An 11,518-nucleotide genomic window follows, 5' to 3' on the forward strand; every position below is an offset into this window, starting at 1 on the left:
GGCGGCGGGCTTCCCGGCCCGCCGCCGATTCCAGCCGCGGCGCCCGTGCCGGCGCCGCGCGAACCCGCCTCCACCGGCCCGCGCCGCGGCGCGCCCAGCCCATGAAGAAGCCCTTTCCTCTTCTCCTCTTCGCCCTGCCCGCCCTGATCGTGTTCGTGGCCTTCTTCTGCCTGCCGATGGCGAAGCTGCTGGCCATCAGCATCGCCGGCAAGGACGGCGCCAGCGTCTACTGGACCGTGCTCTCCAGCCAGCGCTACCTGCACAGCCTGCTGGTCACGGTGCTGCTGTCGGCCGCGGTGACGCTGGCCACGCTGGTCATCGCCGGCATCACGGGCACCTTTCTCGAGCGCAACGCGGTGCCGGGCAAGGCGCTGCTGGTGGCCATGCTGACCTTCCCGCTGGCCTTCCCCGGCGTGGTGATCGGCTTCATGGTCATCATGCTGGGCGGGCGCAACGGCCTGCTGGCGATGGCCGGCGACTGGCTGGCCGGCGAGCGCTGGACCTTTGCCTACGGCCTGACGGGATTGTTCGTCGGCTACCTGTATTTCTCCATCCCGCGCGTGATCCTGACCGTGATGGCCGCGGTGGCCAAGCTCGACGCCTCGCTGGAAGAAGCCGCGCGCTCGCTCGGCGCGGGCCGCTGGCGCGTGGTGCGCGACGTGATGCTGCCGGCGCTGATGCCGGCCATGATCTCCAGCGGCGCGATCTGCTTCGCCACCAGCATGGGCGCGTTCGGCACGGCGTTCACGCTGGCCACGCAGCTCGACGTGCTGCCGCTGACCATCTACAACGAGTTCACCAACTACGCCAACTTCGGCATGGCGGCGGCGCTGTCCGTGCTGCTCGGCACGGTGACGTGGGCCCTGCTGGCGCTGGCGCGCTGGTTCTCCGGCGACGCCGTCGCCGCCACCGCCTGAGGAGCGCGCACATGATGCATTCACGACGACGCGGCGGCGCCTACTGGCTGCAGCTTGCCCTGGCGCTGCTGGTGTGCCTGTTCATGGTGGTGCCGGTGGTGCTGTCGGTGCTGGCCGGGCTGACCAACAACATCTTCATCGGCGTGGCCAGCGGCCTGACCACGCGCTGGCTGGCGGAGGTGTGGTCGCTCTACCGCAACACCATCTTCCTGTCGCTCGGCATCGCGCTGGCCTGCCTGGCCTGCACGCTGGCGCTGGGCGTGCCCGCCGCCTACTACATGGCGCTGCGGCGCGGGCGCGTGACGCGCCTGATCGAGGAGCTGCTGATGCTGCCGGTGGCCGTGCCCGGGCTGGCCACGGCGCTGGGCCTGATCCTGCTGTACGGCGGCTGGCAGGCGTTCCGCACCAGCTGGGTGTTCATCCTGGTCGGGCACGTGCTGTTCACGCTGCCGTTCATGGTGCGCTCGGTGCTGGCCATCATGTCGGCCATCGACATCCGCACGCTCGAGGACGCCGCCGCCAGCCTGGGCGCCACGCGCGTCCAGCGCTTCTTCACGGTGGTGCTGCCCAACTGCCGCCAGGGCATCCTGGCCGGCGCGCTGATGGTGGTCACGCTGTCGGTGGGCGAGTTCAACCTGACCTGGATGCTGCACACGCCCACCACCCAGACGCTGCCCGTGGGGCTGGCCGACAGCTATGCCTCGATGCGGCTGGAGATCGGCTCGGCCTACACCATCGTGTTCTTCTTCATGATCATTCCGCTGCTGGTGCTGATGCAGGCCGCAAGCGCGCTCGGCGCGCGCGCCCGCCGGCACCGGCCGCCCGCCGACGACGCCGTGGCCGAGAGCCTTGCCGGCGCCGATCCGCTTCCCGCTTCCGAGGCCCGCCATGCATGAACCCACTCCCATCACGCTGCACCGCTGCGGCAAGACCTTTGCCGACGGCACGCTGGCGCTGGAGCCGCTCGACCTGGAGATCGGCGCCGGCGAGACCGTGGTCCTGCTCGGGCCTTCGGGCTGCGGCAAGACCACCACGCTGCGCATCATCGCCGGGCTGGAATATCCCGACGCCGGCGGCGTGGTCATGTTCGGCGACAACGACGTCACGCCGCTGCCGATCGAGCGGCGCGGCGTGGGCATGGTGTTCCAGAGCTACGCGCTGTTCCCCAACATGACGGTGGCGGAGAACATCGCCTACGGCCTGCGCGTGCGCCGCGTGGATGCCGCCGCGCGCCGCCGCCGCGTGGACGAGATGCTGGCGATGATGCACCTCGGCCCGTTCGCCGGGCGCCGCGTCGACCAGCTCTCCGGCGGCCAGCGCCAGCGCGTGGCGCTGGCGCGCGCCATCGCCGTGCAGCCGCGCGTGCTGCTGCTCGACGAGCCGCTCACCGCGCTCGACGCCAAGCTGCGCGATGCGCTGCGCGCCGACATCAACCAGTTGCTGCGCAGCCTGCGCATCACCGCGGTCTACGTCACCCACGACCAGGCCGAGGCGATGGCGCTGGGCGACCGCATCATCGTGATGGACCGCGGCCGCATCGCCCAGGCCGGCACGCCGCAGCAGATCTACCGCGCGCCGGCCAACGCCTTCGTGGCGGACTTCATCGGCACCATGAACCGCCTGCCGGCCGCGCTGGAAGGCAACGCCTGGCGCGTGCCCGGCGGCCTGGTGCCGTGCGCGGCCGATGTGGCCAATGTAGCCGCCGCGCAGAACGCCGAACTGCTGTTCCGCCCCGAGGACGTGGCGCTGGCGCGGCCCGAGGACGCGCACCTGGGCGGCGCGGTGGTGACGGCGCTGTTCCTCGGCAACTACACGCGCCTGCTGGTGGACGTGGGCGCGCCGGCGCCGCTGGTGGTGGACACCACGCGGCGCGACGGCTGGCACCCGGGCGACCGCGTCGGCCTGCGCCTCGACACCGGCCACCTGATCACGCTGGCGCAAGCGCGCGCCGCCTGAAGCAACGGGCGACGAATACCGCATCGGCACCGCATCCGCACCGCATCCGCACCGCACAAGCCACACATGAACACCCCGAACCAAGACCCCGCCGCAGGCGCCCCCGGCAGCGACGCCGGCGGCTACCTGCTGGCCCACATCACCGACCTGCACATCAAGGCCGGCGGCAAGCTGTCCTACGGCATGGTGGATACCGCCGGCGCGCTGCGGCGCTGCATCGACACCATCCTGGCCGCGCCGCAGCGGCCCGACGCGGTGATCGTCACCGGCGACCTCGTCGATTTCGGCAGCGAGGCGGAATACCGCTTCCTGCGCGGCCTGCTGGCCGGCCTGCCGCTGCCGCTGCACCTGCTGCCGGGCAACCACGATCACCGCGCCTCGCTGCGCCGCGTGTTCGCCGACCACGCCTACCTGTTCGCCAACGGCGACGGCGACGCGCCCGTCCACTACAGCGTGGACGCCGGCCCGCTGCGGCTGGTGGCCTTCGACTGCACGGTGCCGGGCCAGCCGGGCGGGCGCGTCGAGCCGGCCGCGCTGCCGTGGCTAGAAGCCACGCTGGCGGCGGCGCCGGCGCGGCCGACCTTGCTGATGCTGCACCATCCGCCGTTCCACACCGGCATCGGCCACATGGACCAGCAGGGGCTGGAGAACGCCGGCCTGCTGGAAACCGTGGTGCGCCGCCATCCGCAGGTGGAGCGCGTGCTGTGCGGGCACCTGCATCGCCATATCGTGCACCGCTTCGGCGGCACCATCGCCATGACCGCGCCGGGGCCGGCGCACCAGGTCGCGCTCGACCTCGACCCGCGCGCGGCCTCGCGCTTCCGCATGGAGCCGCCGGGCTACCTGCTGCACTGGTGGCATCCGGCCCACGGGCTGGCGAGCCACGCGGCGGTGATCGGCGAGTTCGGCGCGGACCATCCGTTCTTCGACGCGGCCGGCAAGCTGATCGACTGATCGACTGAACGGGGTTGAGCGGGCCGGAGGCGGACACGACGATGCGATGCGATGCGGGCAGGGCAACGGGCGCGGGCAGCGCGGCATCGGGCGCGCGCCGCCGCCGGCCGTGAGGCGCCAATGGCGCCGATCGACCCCGCGAGGCGCACGGATCGTACAGGCGAAAAAAAGCCCACAGCCGGGTGGTTGTGGGCAAGAAAAGTGGTATGAGCGAGTCGCGGAAATCGCCCACGCCTGCATGGTGACAGCGGGACCCCGGCGGCGAAATAATCTTTCCGGACTAGTGCGGCCCGCCGCCGGGCCGCTCCGGCACCCCGCGAAGCCAGCGCTGGCGCGGCCTGGCGGGAAATCGGCGGGGGCCGGCGGCGAAACCTTTCCCCTCGAAGGTAGGGGTGATGGACAGTGCGGCAAGAATCGAGTCCAATGCGCCCTTCGGCCCTCGGCATCGCGCGCGCGGCTTCGCGGCGGGGCGCTTGCTATGCTTAGTCTTTCTGCCACGGCCACCGTGCCGCTCACCGCCCCCATGCTCAACGCCCGACTGCTGCTGATCGACGACCACACCCTGTTCCGCACCGGCCTGCGCCTGGTGCTGGCGGACAGCCCCAGCGTGGCCGGCATCATCGAGGCCGGCTCGGTCATGGGCGCGGTGCAGGACCACCGCGGCGCGGCCGTGGACATCATCCTGCTCGACATCCAGATGCCGGGGCTCAACGGCCTCGAGGGCGTCAAGGTGCTGCGCCGGCATTTCCCGGCGGCGCGCATCCTGATCGTCTCCGGCACGTCCGGGCTGGACGCCATTCCGGACGCGGCGCGCAAGGAGATCGCGGGCTTCCTGCCGAAATCGGCGGACAGCGTGCAGATCGAGCAGGCCATCGCCCGCGTCCTCGGCGGCGAGACCTATTTCGGCCCCGACCTCGACGCGCTGCCGGACAGCGCCGGCACCGCGGACGGCGCGTCCCGCAACCCCGGCGGCGCGGGCGGCGCCGGCAGCGCAGGCGGCGGCGCCTACCAGGCCAGCTCGCTGACGCCGCGCCAGTTGGAGGTGCTGGAGCAGCTCAGCCTGGGCCGCTCCAACAAGATCATCGCGCATCACCTGGGCCTTTCGGAGAACACCGTGCGGGTCCACGTGGCGGCCATCCTCGACCACCTCGGCGTGGTCAGCCGCGTCGAAGCGGTGCTCGAGGCGCAGCGCCGCGGCCTGGTCCAGAACGGCAGGTGAGCCATGGCGCTGCCCGTTCCCCGCTATGACGAACCGCGCCTGCTGGCCGCGGAGATGGAACTGATCGACCAGAGCTTCGGCATCGCCATGCTGGGCTGCGCGCTGGCGGGGCTGATCCTCGCGCTGGGGCTGAGCGTGGGCAACCGCCACCCCGGCGCGTTCGCCTGGGCCGCCGCGCTGGCGGCGTGCTGCGCGCTGGGCCACTTCGGCCGGCGCGCCATGCCGGACCGCACCGGCGAGACCGGCGCCGGCGCCTACGCGCGCGGCATGACGGCGCTGCTGACGGTGATCGGCGGCCTGTGGGGGCTGGCCGCGTGGCTCTACATGGACGTCGGCTCCCCGGCCACGGTGATCTGCATCCTGTCGCTGATCGCCGGCATGAGCGCCGCCGCGCTGGCGGTGTTCTCCGCGTGCCTGCCGGTGGCGATCGGGTTCTTCGTGCCGGCCATCGTGCCGGTGTGGGCGGTCTTCGTCGCCACCGGGGACACCGCCTACCTGGCCATGTTCCTCGGCGCGCCGCTCTACCTGGCGGTGCTGATGGTGTTCGCGCGCAACTACGCGCGCGTGGCGCGCCACGCCATCGCGCTGCGCTTCGCCAACGTGGAGCTGATCGCGCGCCTGCGCGAGCAGACCGCGCGCGCCGAGTCGGCCCAGCGCGAGGCCGAGGAAGCCAACCGCGCCAAGTCCGTGTTCCTGGCCTCGGCCAGCCACGACCTGCGCCAGCCGCTGCACGCGCTCGGGCTGTTCGTGGTCACGCTGGGCCGCTCCGAGCTCAACGACAAGCAGCGCCAGTTGCTGGCGCATATCGAGGCGGCCTCGGGCGCGGCGCGCGAGATGCTCAACACGCTGCTGGACTTCTCCAAGGTGGATGCCGGCGTGATCACGCCGCGGCCGCGCCTGTTCCCGCTGCAGCCGATGCTCTACAAGCTGGAGAACGAGTTCGCGCCGCAGGCCGACGCGCGCGGCCTGTTCTACCGCACGCGCGACACCACCGTCGCGGTGTTCGCCGACCCCAACCTCGTCGAGCTGATCCTGCGCAACCTGATCGCCAACGCCATCCGCTACACCAGCCAGGGCGGCGTGCTGGTGGCGTGCCGCCTGCGGCGGGACACGGCGGTGCTGGAAGTCTGGGATACCGGCATCGGCATCCCGCTGGGCCAGCGGCGCGCGATCTTCCGCGAGTTCCACCAGCTCGGCAACCCGGAGCGCGACCAGCGCAAGGGGCTGGGGCTGGGGCTGGCCATCGTGGAAGGCCTGGCGCGCACCATCTCGACCCGCGTGCTGCTCAACTCGCGCCCCGGGCGTGGCTCGGTGTTCCGCTTCGCCCTGCCGCTCATGGGCCATGCCACGCAGGCCATGCAGGCCGCGCAGCCCGAGGACGCGCCGGACGACATCGCCGCCGGCCTGCTGCCGCGGCCCGCGCTGAACGGGCTGCGCGTGCTGGTGCTCGACGACGACCCTGACATCCGCACCGCCATGCGCGAACTGCTGCAAAGCTGGCAGGCCGCCTGCCTCGCGGTGGAGTCCGAGGACGAAGCGCTGGACACGCTCGACGACTTCAAGCCCGACCTGCTGCTGGCCGACTACCGCCTGCGCGGCGAGCGCACCGGCAGCCAGGCGATGGAAGCCATCCGCGCGCGGCTGGGCCGGCCTATCCCCACCGTCATCATCACCGGCGACACCGCGCCGGACCGCCTGCGCAGCGTCCATGCCGACAGCGCGGCGCTGCTGCACAAGCCGGTGGTGGCGCAGCACCTGCACACGGCCATGACGGCGCTGCTGAGCGAAGCCGGCTGGCGGCCCGAGATCCCGCGCGCGGCCGGCATGCGGGCGCATGGCTGAGGTGCGCGGCCGAGGTGCTGCCGAGGTGTGACCAAGGTGCCGCTGCGGTACGACCAGCGGCGCGGCTGCGGTGCGCGGGCCGGTGCCGCCGCGGCGCGCGCTTGCCCGACTCATGCAAATTTCGTATTAATCAATCCATCCTATTAATTGGACTTAGAGCCGGCGCCCGCCCACACTGCATGCATGACAGCAGGCACGGGCTCCGGCAAGCCGCATGCGCCCCGCGTCACCGTGCCGCCCGGTTCCACCGACCCAAGCGAGGAGCGACCATGAGCACGCAGCCCGAACTGCCCCGACACGACCTGCTGATCGACGGCAAGCGCCAGCCGCCCGGCACCGGCGAATACTCCACCGACCTCAACCCCGCCACCGAGGCGCCCATCGCGCTGGTGGCGCAGGGCAGCGCCGCCGACGTCGACCTCGCGGTGGCGGCCGCGCGCGCCGCGCTCAAGGTCTGGAACGGCATGCGCGCCGCCGAGCGCGGCCGCATCCTGTACCGCCTGGCCGACCTGCTCGAGCTGCACCAGGAGGAACTCATCGCGCTGGAAAGCCTGGACGCCGGCAAGCCGCTCGCCGCGGTGCGGCGCCAGGACATGCCGGCGGTGATCGACACGCTGCGCTACTACGCCGGCTGGGCCGACAAGATCAACGGCCAGGTGGTGCCGGCGCGCCCCGGCGCGCTGACCTACACCGTGCGCGAGCCGGTCGGCGTGGTGGCGGCCATCGTGCCGTGGAACTTCCCGCTCATGATCGGCATGTGGAAGATCGCGCCGGCGCTGGCCTGCGGCTGCACGCTGATCGTCAAGCCCGCCGAGATCACGCCGCTGACCGCGCTGCGCGTGGCCGAGCTGGCGCTGGAAGCCGGGCTGCCGCCGGGCGTGCTCAACATCGTCACCGGCAAGGGCAGCGTAGTGGGCAACGCGCTGGTGGCGCACCCCGGCATCGACAAAGTCACCTTCACCGGCTCGCCCGGCGTGGGGCGCGGCATCATGCAGGGCGCCGCGGCCAACTTCAAGCGCGTCACGCTGGAGCTGGGCGGCAAGTCCGCCAACCTGATCTTCGCCGACGCCAACGTGGACGCCGCCGTGCGCGCCGCCGCCTCCGGCATCTTCTTCAACTCCGGCCAGGTCTGCTCGGCGGGCTCGCGCATCCTGGCCCAGCGCGAGATCTACGACGAGGTGGTGGAAAAGCTCGCGGCGCGCGCCAGCTCGATCCGCGTGGGCGACCCGGCCTCGCCCGACACCACGATGGGCCCGGTGGTCTCCGCCGCGCAGATGAAGACCGTGCTCGACTACGTGGAGATCGGCAGGCGCGAGGGCGCCACCGCCGTCACCGGCGGCGCGCGCCTCGGCGACAAGGGCTACTTCGTGGCGCCCACGGTGTTCGCCAACGTCGAGCACGAGATGCGCATCTCGCAGGAAGAGATCTTCGGCCCGGTGGCCAGCGTGATCCGCTTCGAGGACGAAGCCGACGCCGTGCGCATCGCCAACGGCACCGCCTTCAGCCTGGCCGCCGGCGTGTGGAGCGCGGACATCGGCCGCGTCCACCAGGTGGCCGGCGAACTGCGCGCGGGCACCGTGTGGATCAACACCTACGGCCACACCGACGTGCGCCTGCCCTGGGGCGGCGCCGGCGATTCGGGCCTGGGGCGCGAGCACGGCGACGCGGCCATCGACAACTTCACCGAGCCCAAGGCGATCTGGCTGGCGCTGCGGCAGTAGGCGGCCCAGCGGGGCGGGCAGTGGCGCGCGCGGCCGTGAATATCCCGCCCCGCGCCGCACGTCTTGCGACCGCGCGCGCTAGATCTTCGGAATCCGCAGCGTCTTGCTGATCATCAGCGAGCCCGACAGCACGAACAGCAGTGCCAGCGGATGCAGGTCCGCCGGGCCGATGGTCCACACCCCGCCGAACAGCGCGTCGCCGAGCCGCTCGCGCCATGCGCACCACGCCAGCACGCCGGTCAGCAGCACGCTGGTGGGGATCGGCGTGCCCTCGAAGTAGGCCACCTTGTCGGCGCCCGCGGACAAGGTCTCGGCGGTCACGTTGAAGCGCGCCAGCCGGCTCACGCCGCAGCACACGAAGTAGATCAGCGCGGCCATGTCCCAGCCGCCGCGCATGCCCGCCGCGAACGCCAGCGCGGCCGGCCCCACGCCGAACGAGATGATGTCCGCCAGCGAGTCCAGCTCGCGGCCGAGCGCCGAGTGCTGGTGCCGCCAGCGCGCGATGCGGCCGTCCAGCACGTCGAAGAGGAATGCCGCGGGCGCCAGCGCGGCGGCCGCGTAGAAATGCGCCGGCGCGCGCGTGGCCACGTAGAACATGGCGAAGAAGACCGACGCCATGCCGCAGGCGGCATTGCCCAGCGTGAACAGGTCGGCGAGCTGCATCTCGCGCAGCATGGAGAAATGCTTGGGACGTTCCGGTGTCGAAGCCATCCTGGCGAGCTCCTGGGTCCGTTGGCATGTGGCGATGGCTCGCAAGGCGCGAGCCCGCCGCTAGAAACGCAGGCCCGCCTCGCGCAGGGCAAGCTCGGTGCCGGCGGCGCCGACATGGTGCACCGCCTGCCAGCCGAGCGCGGCGGCGGCGGCCACGTTGGCCGCGTTGTCGTCGATGAACAGCATCTCGTGCGGCGCGATGCCCGGCAGATGCCTGCCGACGCGCGCCTGCATGAGGCGGTAGATGGCCGGGTCGGGCTTGGCCACGCCCACCTCGCCGGACACGAGGATGTCACGGAACACGTGCAGGAAATCGCCCATGCGCTGCGCGTGCGGGTAGGTCTCGACGGACCAGTTGGTCAGGCCGAACAGCGGCACGCGGGCGGCATGCAGGCGGCCCAGCAGGTCCACGCCGGCATCCAGCGGGCCGCGCAGCATCTGCGGCCAGCGGCCGTAGAACGCGCGGATCAGGCCCGCCTGCGCGGGATGCTCGGCGACGAGCTGCTCGGTCGCCTCGCGCAGCGGGCGGCCCGCGTCCTGGCGCAGGTTCCACGCGGGCGAGCAGACCTCCGACAGGAAGCGCGCGCGCTGCGCGGCATCGGGAATCAGTTCGCGGTAGAGGTATTCGGGGTTCCAGTCGAACAGGACGCCACCAAAATCGAACACGACGGCATTGACGGTCACGGGATCTCGCCAGGCGGGCGGAAGTCAGCGGAATAGCAGGCATTCTCGCAGAGTCTGTCGACGGCAAACCGTGCGGCGGACCAAAATGAGATTTTTCTCAGCGAACCGGCGCGCCGCGCGCCATACGCTGAAGGCATCGCGACCTCTGCCGCCAGCCGGCCCAAGCCATGCGCCCGATGCCTCCGCCGTCCGCCCTGCCGTTTCCGCCCGCGCCACCCGCGCCATCCGCGCCATCCGCGCCATCCGCGTTGTCGGCGTTGTCGGCGCCACCGTCACCAGAATCACCCGCGCCGCCCGCGTCGTCTCCGTTCCGGCGCCTTGCCCGTGCCGGCCTCGCCTGGGCCTGCCTGGCGGCGCCGTGGCTTGCCTTGCCCGCCCATGCCGCGCCGCGCGCGGCCCAGTGCGGCATGCCCGCCACGGCCATCGCCGAGCTGCGCGCGGCCGGCGCGTCCTCGGTCGGCCGCCGCGTCACGCTCGAAGCCGTGGTCAGCGCCGACTACACCGGCGGCAACGGCTTCGCCGGCTTCTTCGTCCAGCAGGACGACGCGCAGCGCCAGCGCCGCCCCGGCATCTCGGACGGCATGTTCGTGTCCGCGCCGCGCGCCGGCATGCGCGCCGGCGACCTCGTGCGGCTGGACGGCACCGTCGAGCAGCGCGCCGGCCAGATGCAGTTGCGCCTGTCGGGCGCGGCCACGGTCTGCGCGCGGGACCGGCCGCTCACGCCGGTGGACATCGCGCTGCCGTTCGCGCACGCGGAGGCGCCGGCCGCCCACGCGGGCATGCTGGTGCGCCTGCCGCAGGCGCTCACCGTAAGCGACACCTACGAGCTGGGCCGCTACGGCAGCGTGGTGCTCAGCAACGGCCGCCTGCCGATCCCCACCAGCGTCGCCGCGCCCGGCGACGGCGCCCGGGCGCAGGCCGCCGCCAACGCGCTGAACCGGCTGGCGCTGGACGACGGCTCCAGCCGCCAGAACCCGGCCACGGTCATCCATCCGGCGCCGGGCCTGAGCACCGCCAACACGCTGCGCGCCGGCGCCACGGTGGCCGGCGTGCAAGGCGTGCTGGACTGGCGCTACGGCGGCTGGCGCGTGCAGCCGCTGCCGGACGCGCCGCCGCCGCGCTTCGTGGCGGCCAACCCGCGCGCCGGCGCACCGCTGCGCGCGGCCGGCAGCGACCTGCGCGTGGCCGCCTTCAACCTGCAGAACTACTTCACCGGCGACGGCAAGGGCGGCGGCTTCGACGACCCCGCCAACCGCGGCGCGGCCTCGGCGGCCGAGTTCGCCCGCCAGGAAGCCAAGCTGCTGGCCGCGCTGCGCGCGCTCGACGCCGACGTGATCGGCCTCATGGAAATCGAGAACGACGGCTTCGGCGCCGGCAGCGCCATCCACCGGCTGGCGGCGCGGATGGGGCCGGACTGGCGCGTGGTCGACCCCGGCGGGGTCAGCCTCGGCGGCGACGCCATCGCGGTCGGGCTGCTCTACGACAGCCGCGCGGTGCAACTGGCGGGCCGGCCC

10 protein-coding genes are annotated in these 11,518 nt (G+C 72.5%); 8 read left to right on the top strand and 2 right to left on the bottom strand.

Annotation, left to right across the window (positions count from 1 at the left end; genetic code table 11):
• Positions 1–101: 101 nt before the first annotated feature.
• From K206_RS0122975 to K206_RS0123005, 7 genes are all read left to right on the top strand, one after another.
• Positions 102–917, top strand: coding sequence for an iron ABC transporter permease (locus tag K206_RS0122975; protein ID WP_020204741.1), 816 nt, complete (start codon positions 102–104; stop codon positions 915–917).
• A gap of 14 nt (positions 918–931) precedes the next feature.
• Positions 932–1,813 (top strand): ABC transporter permease, encoded by an 882-nt coding sequence (locus K206_RS0122980; RefSeq protein ID WP_029043967.1) that lies wholly within the window; start codon positions 932–934, stop codon positions 1,811–1,813.
• Positions 1,806–2,873: an ABC transporter ATP-binding protein gene (locus K206_RS0122985; protein ID WP_020204743.1), complete on the top strand. Its 1,068-nt coding sequence runs from the start codon at positions 1,806–1,808 to the stop codon at positions 2,871–2,873. The genes K206_RS0122980 and K206_RS0122985 overlap by 8 nt, the downstream gene beginning before the upstream one ends.
• Positions 2,874–2,939: 66 nt before the next feature.
• Entirely contained in the window at positions 2,940–3,827 is an 888-nt protein-coding gene (locus tag K206_RS0122990) for a phosphodiesterase (RefSeq protein ID WP_020204744.1), read from the top strand.
• Positions 3,828–4,350: 523 nt separating this feature from the next.
• Positions 4,351–5,046 carry a response regulator transcription factor gene (locus K206_RS0122995; protein WP_020204745.1) on the top strand — a complete coding sequence of 232 codons (696 nt, stop codon included), beginning with the start codon at positions 4,351–4,353 and terminating at the stop codon, positions 5,044–5,046.
• 3 nt (positions 5,047–5,049) lie between these two features.
• The gene (locus K206_RS0123000; RefSeq protein ID WP_020204746.1) at positions 5,050–6,888 is read left to right on the top strand and encodes a hybrid sensor histidine kinase/response regulator; all 1,839 of its coding nucleotides are present in this window, start codon (positions 5,050–5,052) and stop codon (positions 6,886–6,888) included.
• A 269-nt stretch (positions 6,889–7,157) separates the two neighbouring features.
• The gene (locus K206_RS0123005; RefSeq protein WP_020204747.1) at positions 7,158–8,609 is read left to right on the top strand and encodes an aldehyde dehydrogenase family protein; all 1,452 of its coding nucleotides are present in this window, start codon (positions 7,158–7,160) and stop codon (positions 8,607–8,609) included.
• Positions 8,610–8,687: 78 nt separating this feature from the next.
• On the opposite strand, the gene K206_RS0123010 is transcribed toward K206_RS0123005, so the two are convergent.
• Both K206_RS0123010 and K206_RS0123015 read right to left on the bottom strand, forming a co-directional pair.
• Entirely contained in the window at positions 8,688–9,320 is a 633-nt protein-coding gene (locus tag K206_RS0123010) for a phosphatidylcholine/phosphatidylserine synthase (RefSeq protein ID WP_029043969.1), read from the bottom strand.
• A gap of 60 nt (positions 9,321–9,380) precedes the next feature.
• Complete coding sequence (locus K206_RS0123015; protein WP_020204749.1) at positions 9,381–10,004, bottom strand: HAD family hydrolase; 624 nt, start codon at positions 10,002–10,004, stop codon at positions 9,381–9,383.
• Positions 10,005–10,411: 407 nt separating this feature from the next.
• Between K206_RS0123015 and K206_RS39020 the strand changes: the two genes are divergently transcribed.
• Positions 10,412–11,518 (top strand): ExeM/NucH family extracellular endonuclease (locus K206_RS39020; protein ID WP_155888185.1); only part of this gene is annotated, 1,107 nt, incomplete at its 3' end.

It is taken from the genome of Cupriavidus sp. WS, from assembly GCF_000395345.1.
Classification (GTDB): Bacteria; Pseudomonadota; Gammaproteobacteria; order Burkholderiales; family Burkholderiaceae; genus Cupriavidus; species Cupriavidus basilensis_B.